The sequence below is a fragment of the Chitinophaga sp. genome (genome assembly GCF_035538455.1).
Lineage (GTDB): Bacteria > Bacteroidota > Bacteroidia > Chitinophagales > Chitinophagaceae > Chitinophaga.
Map to the genome: position 1 here is coordinate 1 of NZ_DATLKJ010000043.1, position 13,974 is coordinate 13,974.

12 protein-coding genes are annotated in these 13,974 nt (G+C 49.2%); 6 read left to right on the plus strand and 6 right to left on the minus strand.

The window, feature by feature from the left end; genetic code table 11:
- The 4 genes from VM802_RS05375 to hutG form a co-directional block, all read left to right on the plus strand.
- Positions 1–1,077, plus strand: a 1,077-nt coding sequence (locus VM802_RS05375) for an HAL/PAL/TAL family ammonia-lyase (protein WP_325528770.1), incomplete at its 5' end; no start/stop codon positions are given.
- Positions 1,055–2,725 carry a urocanate hydratase gene (gene hutU / locus VM802_RS05380; RefSeq protein ID WP_325528772.1) on the plus strand — a complete coding sequence of 557 codons (1,671 nt, stop codon included), beginning with the start codon at positions 1,055–1,057 and terminating at the stop codon, positions 2,723–2,725. The genes VM802_RS05375 and hutU, both read left to right, overlap by 23 nt.
- Before the next feature lie 100 nt (positions 2,726–2,825).
- The gene (gene hutI, locus VM802_RS05385; RefSeq protein WP_325528774.1) at positions 2,826–4,055 is read left to right on the plus strand and encodes an imidazolonepropionase; all 1,230 of its coding nucleotides are present in this window, start codon (positions 2,826–2,828) and stop codon (positions 4,053–4,055) included.
- Between the two features lie 4 nt (positions 4,056–4,059).
- A complete protein-coding gene (hutG, locus tag VM802_RS05390) occupies positions 4,060–5,049 on the plus strand; it encodes a formimidoylglutamase (protein WP_325528776.1) in 990 nt (329 codons plus the stop codon).
- Between the two features lie 86 nt (positions 5,050–5,135).
- Here the strand turns inward: hutG and VM802_RS05395 are convergent, their stop codons facing one another.
- The 3 genes from VM802_RS05395 to purU all read right to left on the minus strand — a co-directional run bounded on the left by VM802_RS05395 (position 5,136) and on the right by purU (position 8,579).
- Positions 5,136–5,951, minus strand: a complete 816-nt coding sequence (locus VM802_RS05395) for a CHAD domain-containing protein (RefSeq protein ID WP_325528778.1) — start codon at positions 5,949–5,951, stop codon at positions 5,136–5,138.
- Positions 5,952–6,081: 130 nt separating this feature from the next.
- Positions 6,082–7,536, minus strand: a complete 1,455-nt coding sequence (locus tag VM802_RS05400; RefSeq protein WP_325528780.1) for a T9SS type A sorting domain-containing protein — start codon at positions 7,534–7,536, stop codon at positions 6,082–6,084.
- Between the two features lie 173 nt (positions 7,537–7,709).
- Positions 7,710–8,579, minus strand: a complete 870-nt coding sequence (gene purU / locus VM802_RS05405; protein WP_325528782.1) for a formyltetrahydrofolate deformylase — start codon at positions 8,577–8,579, stop codon at positions 7,710–7,712.
- A 64-nt stretch (positions 8,580–8,643) separates the two neighbouring features.
- On the opposite strand from purU, the gene VM802_RS05410 reads away from it, so the two are divergent.
- Positions 8,644–9,111, plus strand: coding sequence for a metallophosphoesterase family protein (locus tag VM802_RS05410; protein ID WP_325528784.1), 468 nt, complete (start codon positions 8,644–8,646; stop codon positions 9,109–9,111).
- A gap of 181 nt (positions 9,112–9,292) precedes the next feature.
- Entirely contained in the window at positions 9,293–10,366 is a 1,074-nt protein-coding gene (locus tag VM802_RS05415; protein ID WP_325528786.1) for a DUF4421 domain-containing protein, read from the plus strand.
- Here VM802_RS05415 and VM802_RS05420 read toward each other — a convergent pair.
- The 3 genes from VM802_RS05420 to VM802_RS05430 form a co-directional block, all read right to left on the minus strand.
- The gene (locus VM802_RS05420) at positions 10,363–10,944 is read right to left on the minus strand and encodes an LOG family protein (RefSeq protein ID WP_325528788.1); all 582 of its coding nucleotides are present in this window, start codon (positions 10,942–10,944) and stop codon (positions 10,363–10,365) included. The genes VM802_RS05415 and VM802_RS05420 overlap by 4 nt on opposite strands.
- Before the next feature lie 31 nt (positions 10,945–10,975).
- Positions 10,976–11,605: an HD domain-containing protein gene (locus tag VM802_RS05425; protein WP_325528791.1), complete on the minus strand. Its 630-nt coding sequence runs from the start codon at positions 11,603–11,605 to the stop codon at positions 10,976–10,978.
- Between the two features lie 98 nt (positions 11,606–11,703).
- The coding region (locus VM802_RS05430) for an aconitate hydratase (protein WP_325528793.1) at positions 11,704–13,974 on the minus strand (2,271 nt) is incomplete at its 5' end.

Consider the following 13,974-nt stretch of genomic DNA (forward strand, 5'->3'; position numbering starts at 1 on the left):
TGGTACAAAGGGCAGAAGACACCGATGGCTACTGTATTACAGCAGGAAGGCATGCAATCTGTTGTACTAGGCCCCAAGGAAGGACTGGCGCTGATCAATGGCACACAGTTCATCCTTTCTTTTGCTGTGAAGGCAGTACAACGTCTGCATAATGCACTGGAAGCTGCTGACATCATCGGCGCGCTCTCCCTTGAAGGGCTGATGGGTACATCCAAACCATTTGATCCGCGCCTTCATGCTATCCGTCCTTTCCCCGGTAACCAGCTGGTGGCACACCGCCTCAAAACCATGCTGGATAATTCCGGTATCATGGCCGCGCATGTGGACTGCGGCCGCGTACAGGACCCTTATTCCCTGCGCTGTATGCCGCAGGTACACGGGGCATCCCGTACTGCATGGCAGCACCTCTGTGAGCTTACTACCATAGAGCTGAATGCTGTTACAGACAATCCTATCATTTTCAGTGCTACTGATACCATCAGTGGCGGTAACTTCCACGGACAGCCTATGGCGCTGCCCCTGGATTACGCGACTGTAGCAGCCGCCGAGCTGGGAAATATTTCAGACCGTCGTTGCTATATGATGATAGAAGGAAGATACGGCCTGCCCAAACTGTTGATACAGGACGCGGGGCTTAACTCCGGGTTTATGATTCCGCAGTATACCACCGCTGCGTTGGTAACAGAAAATAAAACGCTTTGCTTCCCCGCCAGCGCAGACAGCGTGCCTACTTCCCTGGGTCAGGAGGATCATGTATCCATGGGCTCCATCAGTGGTCGTAAACTCAACCAGGTAATCGGCAACCTCGAATATATTCTTGCTATTGAACTGTTGTATGCTGCACAGGCAGTGGATTTCCGCAGACCGCTGCAATCAGGTCCCATCCTCGAAGCTGTGCATCAATATACCAGGGAGAAGGTTTCGTTTGCAAACAAGGACAGAATCTTTGCATACGATATAGCAGCCCTGCATCAAATCATCACCGATCAATCACTTGTGCGCGTAGCCAATGAAGCAGCGACACAGCATCAATTACCTTTAAACGGACTTTATCATGACCAGTTTGGACTTTATTAAATCTTTTGCTGCCCACCCGCATTATAAAGCCCCGCGCGGTGCGCAGTTGCATGCTAAATCCTGGCAAACAGAAGCGCCGCTGCGCATGTTGCTTAATAACCTCGATCACGAAGTAGCCGAAAATCCGGATGAGCTGGTGGTTTATGGTGGTATCGGGCAGGCTGCACGTAACCGCGAGGCACTGCAGAAGATCATTGAAATATTGCTGGAGCTGGATGAGGACCACTCATTGCTGGTACAATCCGGTAAACCGGTTGGCGTGGTGCGCACGCATCCTCAGGCGCCTCGTGTGATGCTGGCTAACAGTAACCTGGTGCCGAAATGGGCTACCTGGGAGCATTTCAACGAACTGAGGGCTAAAGGGCTCATGATGTACGGTCAGATGACTGCCGGCAGCTGGATCTATATTGGTACGCAAGGTATTTTACAGGGAACTTATGAAACCTTTATGGAATGCGGTCGTCAGCATTTCGGCGGCAGCCTGAAAGGAAAGCTGGTGGTGACTGCCGGTATCGGCGGTATGGGCGGCGCGCAGCCATTAGCGGCTACTATGGCTGATGCTGTGTTTATCGGCGCAGACGTGGACCCTTCACGCATACAGAAGAGAATTGATACCCGCTATATTGATCGCATGACGCATTCTTACGAAGAGGCTATACAGTGGGCGAAAGAAGCAATCGCTAAAGGCGAGGCGCTTTCCATTGGTCTTGTGAGCGATGCCGGCGATATGCTGGAGCGTATGCTGAAAGACAATCTCATTCCGGATGTGCTGACAGATCAGACTTCTGCACATGATCCGATAAACGGTTATGTGCCTAATGGTTTGTCGCTGGGAGAGGCGGCAGCGCTGCGTAAGAGCGACCCTGCTGCTTACAAGCAGAAAGCGCTGAAAAGCATGGCGCGTCACGTAGGTTTCATGTTGGCGTTGCAGCAGAAAGGCGCTGTAACGTTTGATTATGGCAATAACCTTCGTGAATTTGCAAAAGAAGGAGGAGAGCCTAACGCTTTCAATTTCCCCGGATTCACGCCGGCGTATATACGCCCGCTGTTCTGCGAAGGGAAAGGCCCCTTCCGTTGGGTAGCATTATCCGGAGATCCTGAAGATATATATACAACAGACCGTGCGTTGATGGAAGCGTTCCCTGAAAACACCGCACTGATCAACTGGCTGAAACAGGCGCAGGAGAAAGTGGCCTTCCAGGGACTACCGGCACGTATTTGCTGGCTGGGATTGGGTGAGCGTGAGAAGGCAGGGCTTATCTTCAATGAGCTGGTAAGAACGGGGAAGGTGAAAGCGCCTATTGTGATTGGCCGTGATCACCTTGACTGTGGCTCTGTGGCTTCTCCCAACCGTGAAACTGAATCTATGAAAGATGGTTCCGATGCTGTGAGCGACTGGACGCTGCTCAACCTGATGGCTAATACTGGTGGCGGCGCTACCTGGGTATCTTTCCATCATGGCGGTGGTGTAGGCATGGGGTATTCACAACATGCCGGCATGGTAGTGTTGGCTGAAGGTACCGACAGAGCGGCTGCCTGTCTGGGCCGCGTGCTCTTCAACGATCCTGCACTGGGTATCTTCCGTCATGCTGACGCTGGCTATGAGAAAGCGCAGGAGTGGGCGGAAAAATTCAGTATTAATATTTAATGATTTTTTATGTAGCTATTTAAATATTTTGTTATTGATCAGGGTTTCATGTTGAAATAAAATATTCAAATAGCTGCATAAAGAAATAACCGCATACTATATGAAAATGCTCATCGGTCCTTTTGCGCAGATCCTTCCTATGACAGGGATACCGCTGAAAGGTACATTGCAGGACGAACAGCTGCCGGTTATTGAAAAAGGCGGCGTCGTTACAGAAGATGGTAAGATTGTGACCATTGATGAATACAGGGTGCTGTTGCAACAATATCCTGATATTGAATCCTTGTTTATTGATACTCCGATGGTGCTGTTACCGGGCTTCATCGATTGTCATACACATATCTGCTTTGATGGTAACCGCAGCCGTGATTACGCTATGCGTATTGCCGGTAAGAGTTACCTGGAAATTGCAAGAGCTGGCGGCGGTATCTGGGACTCTGTTACCAAAACACGTTTAGCTGACACTGTTACACTTACCGAGAATACGGTTGCACGCGCTAACCGCCATCTCCGTGAAGGCGTTACAACGATAGAGGTGAAGAGTGGCTATGGTCTTGACTTTGATAGCGAAGTGAAAATGCTGCAGGCCATACAGCAGGCGGGTATGCATACTGCGGCGACGCTGGTGCCTACTTGTCTGGCTGGTCACATGAAGCCGCGCGACTTCGAAGGTACGGATGAAGCTTATCTGCAATGGATATTGGAGGAGCTGCTGCCGGCACTAAAGGCGGCGCAGCTGACAAACCGTGTGGATATCTTTATTGAAGAAACGGCCTTTAAAACGGATGCAGCCCTGCATTTCCTGCAGCAGGCTGCCACGCAGGGTTTTGCCGCCACAGTACACGCGGATCAGTTTAGTGCGGGGGGGGCGGAAGTGGCTGTGAAGGCAGGCGCATTATCTGCCGACCACCTTGAAGCCAGCACTGATAAAGAGATTGCATTGTTAGCTGCTTCTTCCACTGTAGCGGTAGTATTGCCGGGGGCATCATTAGGACTTGGTATGCATTATGCGCCTGCGCGTAAGCTGCTGAACGCAGGCGCCAGCGTGGCTATTGCCAGCGACTGGAATCCGGGTTCAGCACCTATGGGGGACCTGCTGATGCAGGCCGCAGTAATGAGTGCCGCAGAGAAGTTATCTGCCGCAGAGGTATTGGCAGCGCTTACGTACAGAGCAGCGCCTGCTTTGCTGCTGGAAGACAGAGGGACGCTTGCCAAAGGAATGCTGGCTGATATGCAGGCTTATCCTACGAGTGATTACCGTGATATACTCTATTATCAGGGCAAGCTGAAACCTGCTATCGTGTGGAAAAACGGAGAACGAGTAAAGTAACTTTATGATAACGAAAGATGTTTATCAGCCTGCTGCGCCTACAGCCTGGGCAGGCCGTATGGACGGTACCGCAACAGATCTGCTTCGCTGGCACCAGGTAGTGAGGCCGGTGGACCTGCTGCAGGGATCATTGCCGGTGCTGCCGTCAGGCGCCAGGGGCGTAGTTTTCCTTGGCTTTGCCTGTGATGAAGGCGTGCGCCGCAATAAAGGCCGTACCGGCGCTGTTGAAGGCCCGGGTGCTTTGCGCAAAGCTATGTCCAGCTTCCCGGTTCATTTTGATGCAGAAGCCGTTCTGCTTGATGCTGGTGATGTAGTATGCAAAAACGGTGAGCTGGAGAATGCGCAGCTGGTACTCAGCGAGGCTGTGAAGTCGATCATCACGGCAGGATACCTGCCCGTGTTGCTGGGCGGCGGACACGAAATTACCTATGGGCATGCCAGTGGTATCCGCCAGATTGCACAGCAGCGTAAAAAGCGTGTAGGCTTCATCAACTTCGATGCACATTTTGATATTCGTATTCCCGGAGAAGAAGGGCCTAGTTCAGGCACCGGATTCTGGCAGCTGGCGCAGGATTGCCGTCGTGACGGGGACACGTTTCAATATCTTGCGCTGGGGATACAGAAGAATGGTAATACCCGTCAGCTCTTTAACATTGCCGGTGAAGAAGGTGCTACCTATGTAAGCGCAGATGCCTTCCATCTCAACGATACTGACACCTTATTTGCTGCTGTACAGCATTTCCTGGATCAGGTGGACATGGTATACCTGACCACCTGCCTTGATGTTTTTGCGGCACCTTTTGCGCCGGGTGTGAGCGCTACCGCCTTCAACGGTATATTACCCGGTGGTCTGTTCCTTCAATGCTACCGCAATATCCTGGAAAGCGGTAAAGTGGCTGGTGCAGATATTGCCGAGCTGAATCCCTCACTTGATATTGATAACCGCACAGCAAAGCTGGCGGCGTCTATTATATTCGAGATTGTAAATGCCTGAACTGTGATTTATGTGATTGTTTTGATTTTCCTGATGAGCGAAGATGTAGGCGAAAACCAACCCTGATAGATCATCCGCCTATCTCTTCACTCATCAGGAAAATCAAAACAATCAACCAGGTGCATCTTTGTATCCTGTTGTATTAACTTCAATAGTTCCACTGCATTAACCGGCAGGAATATCTCTTCTTTTTTGCATTGTGCCATTGTTTCTTTCACGAAGAGCAGCAGTTCGTTACTGTCGTGCCATGTGCCAAGTAGTTCGCCGGCCTTGCGGGTATGGGTGAGCATTTTTTTTCTTTCCAGATGATGGGGCATTAGCTGCGATAATATGTTTAGCTGGTAGTAAAGCGTTTTCATCTCCTTGCGGTGTGCGTGCCATACAGTATGATGTGCGCGACGGGAAGGAGCCGCTATGGATGCGTATTGTGTTTGCGTATAATCGAGCAGGGCGGTGGCGGCATCTCCTTCATGGATGTGGTGGATGGCTTCTTTGAAGCGATTTGGCAGCTGCTGTAATTTTTTGAAGGAGGTGCGTTTGATGGCAGTTTCCAGTTCCGTACTGGCAGTTTCCAGCCTGGTACGCAGCAAAAGGTGCGCAATGGAGAAACGCCAGCCTGTGCTTTTTTCATATTTACTCAGTGCGCGTTGTTGCAGTTGCGCGTCTCTGGAAGGGCCGCTGGCGGATTGTATGAGTTTAAGAGAGGAAAGGTATTTGCCGGGTTTGAAGGAATATTCCGGCAGCTGATCTGCCATCGCAAAGAAGGCCCGCAGCTTCTTCCCACTTACACGCAGTTCGTGTATGGCTTCGTGTTTGCCCGGCGACTCCTGTAATTGTGCAAACATTTCTGCCGCAGTATCACATGTCTTACCGAGATAATCATGTAATGCATCTTTCAACATATCTAAAGTTACCAAAATCTTTCTCGCAAAGGCACAAAGGGAGCAAAGAAGCAAAAGGGTATTTTAAGTTACTGATACGTCGATCAGGTTTTTTGCCGGGCCTTTGTTTGCTGGCCCGGCAGGATTTTCTTTATCTCGTCAACACCAGTTTTTGTCGAAAGATGCGATAGTCTTTTGTACGCAGCGTCAGATAGTATATGCCTCCTGGCAACGATGAAGGCAGCACAAAATTTTTTGACTGTAACCAGTGTTGAAACACTACTCTGTTAGCTAAATCTCTCACTTCAATATACGCTCCCTCTACCGGCGTCTCTCCTTTGATGTTGCATTGGCCCGTGGTGGGATTTGGATAAATGATGAAGGGTTGTTCTGCAGAACGGGTCTTTACAGTGTCCCTACGTGCAGGTGTTATTTGCTGCGGGCAGGAGGGATCTTTTCCATAGGAACACCATATAGCACGGATATCATTCTCCGTTAGTAACGAATCATAGATGACCAGGTCATCCAGTTCCGCATTGTGCAGTGACATCGTTATATCCGGAAAATTCAGGTAGTCCACATCTTCCAGCGTGGCAATTGCCGGACCCCTGCCATTCAAATAAAAATAACAATGGTCCTTGTCATATGCAATGACATAGTGATTAAAAGTTGTCGGTTCTCCCACGTCCCCTTCCAATATGGTCTGTGAGCTCTCATAGAGGTATATCCTTACTTGATTTGTCAGTAAAATACGTAAGTGAAAAGCCCTTATTACAACATAAGGGACCGTTTCATCGGGGTCGTCCGGGTTTTGGGCGGTATCCAGGCGTGCCCAGAAAGAAATGGTTTTGGGAGAAGATAAAAGGGGAGGGTCCACCACATTACTTGCAAACGAGTCTCTCCGATTGCGGGGGGTGCTAAGGGCTCTGCCACATATGCCACTATCATATACGATCGGTTTGTCGCTGACCACCTCCAACCCTTTCAGTACATCATTGGGGTTGTCATCAAAAGGAAAATAATAGAGGGGATGGGGAGGGTAAACCGCACAATTCATGGGCAGCTGATAAGCATAATAAATGTATAGGGTGGAGTTGAGGCCTGCCAGCCCACCGGCCAGGGATATCCTTATCCGGTCATATTTTTTGGAGGTAACAAAAGGCAGTACTGCCCTGGAAGAGTCCTGCCATAGTGTGAGCAGGCTTGCGTTTATGAGTTTAAGATCACCGTTGGGTGTATTGCCGAGCATAGACTCCACCCATATGCCGCCCAACAACCGGATTGACAGGTGTTGTCCGCCAGTACCTATACTGATTTGTACTTTGCCGGCACTCAGCGGGTGAGGGAAACTTAAGATTTGTTCTACTGATCCCAACACAGAGAGTCCCGTGTAAAGGATGGAATAGTCGGCTTCATTAATGCCAATAGCGCCATTGGCATTAACCACCCCGCATCCCAGGCATATGCCGTTTATTTGGTGGCTTTCCCCGGTGGCGTATATTTTCACCTGTGCGTGCAGCCCAGGCAAAGAGAAAAAGGGAAATAAAAAAAATAACAATGAAGACAGGGAGAATAATCGGTGTATGGGAGTACTGATAGTCCTCATGGCAATGTATTTTAAGGGTGGCGCAACAATGTTAAATCATCATTCCCAATTGCATAATCCGGTCTGTCAGGTGTTCTCAGTTCATTAATCTATATTGTAAGTTATGAAAGACAGGTGGTAATTTCTTAGCAGCAGCGCCTAGCATAATTGCAAAAGGATGTTTGGCCGAAAAGTCAGAAGACGATGGTTTTATTCCCATGTACAATCACCCTGTTGTTGATATGTGCGTTTACTGCTCTGAAGAGTACCAGGCGCTCGGTATCCCGGCCAATTGCCACGAGGTCTTGTACGGAGTGCCGGTGGCTGATTCTGGATACATCCTGCTCAATGATGGGGCCTTCATCCAGTTCATTGGTAACGTAATGAGCGGTAGCACCTATCAGTTTTACACCTCTCGTGTAGGCGTTGAGGTAGGGGCGGGCACCGGCGAAGGCTGGCAGGAAAGAGTGGTGTATGTTGATGATGCGATGCGGAAACTGCGCCACAAAATTGGGCGAGAGGATCTGCATGTATCTCGCCAGCACAATGAAATCCACCTGTTGTTCCAGCAACAGCCGGATGGCGGCGGCCTCCTGTTGTTCTTTAGTAGCGGCAGTAACCGGTATATAATGAAATGGAATATGAAGCGAGGTACATTCCTTTTCCAGCGAGGGATGATTGGAGATTACCAGTGGGATATCTACCTGCAGTTCTCCACTCTTCCATCGCCATAATAATTCCATCAGGCAATGGTCATACGCGGAGACCATGATAGCCATACGTTTGCGTTGATCGCTGTAACGGATTTGCCATTCCATCTGCAGCGGCGTTGCTACCTGTTCCTGAAAACCCTTTTCCAATGTGTGTTTCTGAGCAGCCTCGACCTGGAATTCCATCCGCATAAAAAATAATCCTTCACGCGGATCGGTACTGTGTTGACTTGCATCCAGTATATTTGCACCCGACTGAAAGAGGAATGCGGATACACCGGCCACAATGCCGGGACGATCAGGACAGCATATCAGGAGGCAGGCGCTTATGTGGTTATCAGGGTTCGTTTGCATAAGCCTAAAGTAAAAAACTATAACTGAATATTCTAATTGGGTCCCATTGAAAAAAATAGGGTTAATGTCGGATACGCATAGTTATTTGCATCCGCAGGTATTAAAGTATTTTGAAGAAGTAGATGAGATCTGGCATGCGGGAGATATAGGTAATGTGGAACTGGCTGACCAGCTGGAAGCATTCAAGCCTTTCCGCGCTGTCTGGGGAAATATTGATGGAGCGGATATCCGTGTCCGTTACCCTGAAACGCTCCGCTTCACACTGGAAGATGTGGATGTGGTGATCACGCATATCGGCGGCTATCCGGGAAAATATGCGCCCGGCATCCGGGAGCTGCTGAAGAAGAGCCCGCCGAAACTCTTTATCTGCGGACATTCACACATACTGAAAGTAATGCCTGACCCGACACTTCAGCTTTTACATATGAATCCCGGCGCCTGCGGTCAGCAGGGTTGGCATAAAGTGAAAACACTCCTGCGCTTCCAGCTGGATGCTGGTCGTATTCAACAACTCGAAGTAATTGAATTTTGAAATTTTTTTATGTGGATATTTTTTTATTTGATTTTGTGATTTGGGAATTATTTGATTTTGGAATTTGAAATTCAACGGAGATCATGTTTTGTTATGCTATTTAAGACAACAATCGGGTACTCCTATTGCATTTCAAATTCCAAAATCAAATAATTCCCAAATCCCGAAATTAACTACGGCTATGTACAAACGAATTTTACCGCTGTTGATATTCACCTGCTGTGCCTGCACAGTAGCCGCACAGAGCCGGCTGCTGAAATGGCTGCGCACAGAAAATGACACGGCGTATATCGAAGATCACACGGAAGACATCACTTTCAGGCTGTATGGCTCCAGGAAATTTACCAGCTATGATATCAGCGACCGTAAACAGTCCCGGCATATCCTGTATCGCCCCAATACGCCTTTCAACATCGGTGTGGGGGCTAACTACCGCTTTATCGGACTGAATGTGGGTTTCAATTTCCCGTTCATCAACAGGCAAAACGAGAAGTATGGCAGAACAAAATACCTCGATCTGCAAACGCATATCTATCTCCGTAAACTGGTGGTAGACTTGTACTGGCAGCACTATAAGGGCTATTATGTTTCCAATGCGGAAGATGTGTTCGGTAAATCTTATGCCCTCGCTAATCCCCATCCACAGCGGCCGGACATCAATAACCTCGACATTGGAGCGAATGTGCAGTATATTTTCAATGATAAGAAATTCTCTTACCGTGCACCCAACCTGCAGAATGAATACCAGAAAAAGAGTGCCGGATCATTGATTGTGGGGGGGGAGGTATTTTTTGTGAGAGTAAAAGGTGATTCCTCGCTGATACCTTCCAATCTCAAAGACACGACCTTTCTACGGAAAGAACATTACTACCGTACGACTATTGCCAGTCTTGCCGGAAACGTAGGGTATGCGTATACGTTTGTTCTCAGGAAGCACCTGTTTCTATCCCTTTCTGTTACAGCGGGACTGGGTGTTGCGAGTACCAAGCTGAATATGGAAGATGGCAGTACCAGCAGGCAGATAGGATGGCATTTCAGCAATACGGTGAGGGCTTCACTGGGGTATAATTCCAGCCGTTATTTTGCGGGCATTCACTATGTGGGTATGACTAACCGCAGTGAGATGCCGATACCGCATACCTACCAGGCATTTGGCACCGGCAACCTGCGTGTGAGCCTGGTACACAGGTTTGCATTGAAGAAACCTTTGTGGCGCCAGGAGCAGCTGCGGCAGGTATTAAATAAAGGTGTTTAGCTACGCGCAGGTGTGATCCATTTTGTTTTGTCGGACGGCTTGTATCCGCTCATGATGGTGAGTAGTGTGTCTATCTTATCGGAGTGCAGTAGCGCATCTCTATTGGCTGCGTTGAGAAATCCTTCAGCAGTCATGTGATGGGAGAGTTGCAGCAGCGCGTTGTAAAAGCCGTTGGTATTCAGCAGCCCGATAGGTTTGCTGTGCAGTCCGAGCTGCCCCCAGGTAAGCATTTCAAAGAGTTCTTCCATGGTGCCGAATCCGCCGGGAAGGGCGATTACGCCGTCAGAGAGTTCATTCATCTTTGTTTTACGCTCATGCATGGTATCTACCAGAATGAGGTCTGTGAGGCCTTGATGTGCGAGTTCTTTTTTCTGGAGGAAATGCGGCAATACGCCGATCACCTCACCACCTGCCTGTAATGCGCCGTCAGCGACGGCACCCATGATGCCCACTTTTGAGCCACCATATACCAGTCCGATGTTGCGTTGCGCCAGTGTGGCGCCCAGTTGTATTGCCTGTTCTTCGTATACGGGGTTGTTGCCCAGGCTGGATCCGCAAAATACTACGATACGTTTCATATTCATTCATTGCTGTTTTCGGGTTAATAGATTACAGGTTATTTAATTCAGCGTGTATGTTTTCGCGTGCCTGTTGTTCGTATAAATTACGACATCCGGCTGTACGGAATATAGCAGGCATTTCCAGGAAATGCTGTAATACTTTCCTGCGTCCTGCATTATACAGCAGGTCCGGATAAATACTGTACTCCTGTCTGATCTGTTGCGTGTATAGCTGATAGGTGGCCGGATCGGCGCCCAGTATCTGCAGGTCGAAATCCAGAAAGTAGTCCAGATCAGGCTCTTTGCTGGCATTGATATGTGAATGGGTGGCGTTGATAAAATCTACCACCCTGCCTATTTTTTCTGCCGGGTATGCGATACGAGAAAGATAAGCCTGTGCTGCCATCGCGCTTTTCTCTTCATTATCTTTCTTAACAGCGTTATACACTATATCATGGAAGAAGATGGCGAAGGTAAGGCTGTCGTTATCCGTTATTTGGGCTTCATATTGCTGTTGGAGGGTGAGCAGCTGTGCGATATGCGCGAGGGTATGATAGTGCCGGCCTGCGTTGCCATAGGCGACGCTGAGCTCTTCGAAGGTACTGTTGATAAGGGCTTCGCCGGATGTATATTTCCTGTTGAGCTGTAACCAGGTGGCGAGTGCAATTTCTTCAGGCATAACAAAAAAATTAGAGATTCAATTATTTCAATTCCGGGAGGAATCTCTCCACGAAAATAAAATAACTAAATCTCTAAATTTCTAAATCGTAGAATATTTTATGCTTTTGCGAACTGCGAGCGGATTACGTTGAGTGCACCGCCGGCTTTGAACCACTCTATCTGTTGTTCGTTGTAGGTGTGGTTTACCGGGAACTCGTCAGTGCTGCCGTCTTTGTGATGGAGCGCTATGGTGAGTTGTTTACCCGGAGCGAAGGAGGTGAGACCGAGGATATCGATGGCGTCATCTTCCTGGATCTTATCGTAATCTTCTTTGTTGGCGAAAGTCAGTGCCAGCATACCTTGTTTCTTCAGGTTTGTTTCGTGGATACGGGCGAAAGATTTCACCAGGATGGCACGAACGCCGAGGTGACGGGGTTCCATAGCTGCGTGTTCGCGGCTGGAGCCTTCACCGTAGTTTTCGTCACCTACTACTACTGCGCCGAAGCCAGCAGCTTTGTAAGCGCGCATTGTAGCCGGAACAGGACCGTATTCGCCGGTCAGTTCGTTTTTAACGGTGTCGGTTTTATCGTTGAATGCATTTACAGCACCGATCAGCATGTTGTTGGAAATGTTATCCAGGTGGCCGCGGTATTTCAGCCATGGACCAGCCATAGAGATATGGTCGGTGGTACATTTGCCTTTCGCTTTGATCAGGAGTTTCAGACCTTTGAGGTCAGTACCTTCCCAGGCAGCAAATGGCGCCAGCAGCTGGAGGCGGTCGGAAGTAGGGGATACTTTTACCTGAACGCTGCTGCCGTCGGCTGCAGGGGCTTGGTAACCGGCATCATCTACGGCAAAGCCTTTAACGGGCAGTTCAAAGCCGGTAGGTTCGTCCAGTTTTACTTCTTCACCGTTTTTATTTTTCAGTGTATCTGTCAGGGGATTGAAAGTGAGGTCACCCGCAATGGCCAGCGCAGTAACGATTTCAGGGGAGGCCACGAATGCGTGGGTAGAAGCGTTACCATCATTTCTCTTCGCGAAGTTACGGTTGAAGGAAGTGATGATAGAGTTCTTACGGTTTGGATCGTCGATGTGCCGTGCCCACTGACCGATGCAGGGTCCGCAGGCGTTAGCCAGCACTACGCCGCCCACCTGGTCGAATGTAGACAGCAGGCCGTCTCTTTCGATGGTGTAGCGTACCAGTTCAGAACCGGGTGTGATAGTGAATTCGGATTTCATATCCAGCTGTTTGTCGATGGCTTGTTTAGCCAGAGACGCAGAGCGGGAGATATCTTCGTATGAAGAGTTGGTGCAGGAACCGATGAGGGCTACTTCCAGTTTTTCAGGCCAGTTGTTTTCTTTTACAGCCTGTGCGAATTTGGAGATAGGCCATGCCAGATCGGGTGTGAACGGACCATTTACATGGGGTTCCAGTTCGTCCAGGTTGATTTCGATCACCTGATCGTAGTATTTGGAAGGATCAGCATATACTTCAGTATCAGGGCGCAGGTGTTCTTTTACGCCATCTGCCAGTGCGGCAACATCTGCTCTGCTGGTCACTTTCAGGTAGTCAGCCATTTTGGTATCGTAGGCAAACAGTGAGCATGTAGCACCGATTTCAGCACCCATGTTACAGATAGTGCCTTTACCGGTTGCGCTCAGGCTGTCAGCGCCGTCGCCGAAGTATTCCACGATGGCACCGGTTCCACCTTTTACGGTGAGGATACCGGCTACTTTCAGGATAACGTCTTTGGCGGAAGTCCAGCCGTTCATTTTACCGGTCAGCTTTACACCGATCAGTTTCGGCATTTTCAGTTCCCATGGGAGACCGGCCATTACATCTACAGCATCAGCACCGCCTACGCCAATAGCTATCATACCCAAACCGCCGGCATTGGGAGTGTGAGAGTCAGTACCGATCATCATACCGCCGGGGAATGCATAGTTTTCCAGCACTACCTGGTGAATGATACCAGCGCCAGGTTTCCAGAAACCGATGCCGTATTTATCGGAAATAGAGGAAAGAAAATCGTAAACTTCCTTGTTGGTGTCAATAGCAGTTGCCAGATCTTCTACGGCGCCTACTTTTGCTTGTATGAGGTGATCACAGTGTACAGTGGAGGGAACCGCTACTTTATCACGGCCACAGGTCATGAACTGGAGCAACGCCATCTGGGCAGTTGCATCCTGCATGGCTACACGATCCGGCGCAAATTCAACGTAGGATTTGCCGCGTTCGTATGGCGTGGCAGTAGGTGCAAACAGGTGTGCGTATAAAATCTTTTCGGCAAGTGTGAGCGGGCGACCTAACATTTTTCGGGTTGCTTCCACCTTACCCGGGAGTGCCGCATACACTTTTTTAATCATGTCAATATCAAACACCATGGA

What these genes read in the sequence shown, in the direction of transcription:
- hutU (WP_325528772.1), top strand. Translation starts at nt 1,055, where the DNA reads ATGACCAGTTTGGACTTTATTAAATCTTTTGCTGCCCACCCGCATTAT.
- hutI (WP_325528774.1), top strand. Translation starts at nt 2,826, where the DNA reads ATGAAAATGCTCATCGGTCCTTTTGCGCAGATCCTTCCTATGACAGGG.
- hutG (WP_325528776.1), top strand. Translation starts at nt 4,060, where the DNA reads ATGATAACGAAAGATGTTTATCAGCCTGCTGCGCCTACAGCCTGGGCA.
- VM802_RS05395 (WP_325528778.1), bottom strand. Translation starts at nt 5,951, where the DNA reads ATGTTGAAAGATGCATTACATGATTATCTCGGTAAGACATGTGATACT.
- VM802_RS05400 (WP_325528780.1), bottom strand. Translation starts at nt 7,536, where the DNA reads ATGAGGACTATCAGTACTCCCATACACCGATTATTCTCCCTGTCTTCA.
- purU (WP_325528782.1), bottom strand. Translation starts at nt 8,579, where the DNA reads ATGCAAACGAACCCTGATAACCACATAAGCGCCTGCCTCCTGATATGC.
- VM802_RS05410 (WP_325528784.1), top strand. Translation starts at nt 8,644, where the DNA reads ATGTCGGATACGCATAGTTATTTGCATCCGCAGGTATTAAAGTATTTT.
- VM802_RS05415 (WP_325528786.1), top strand. Translation starts at nt 9,293, where the DNA reads ATGTACAAACGAATTTTACCGCTGTTGATATTCACCTGCTGTGCCTGC.
- VM802_RS05420 (WP_325528788.1), bottom strand. Translation starts at nt 10,944, where the DNA reads ATGAAACGTATCGTAGTATTTTGCGGATCCAGCCTGGGCAACAACCCC.
- VM802_RS05425 (WP_325528791.1), bottom strand. Translation starts at nt 11,605, where the DNA reads ATGCCTGAAGAAATTGCACTCGCCACCTGGTTACAGCTCAACAGGAAA.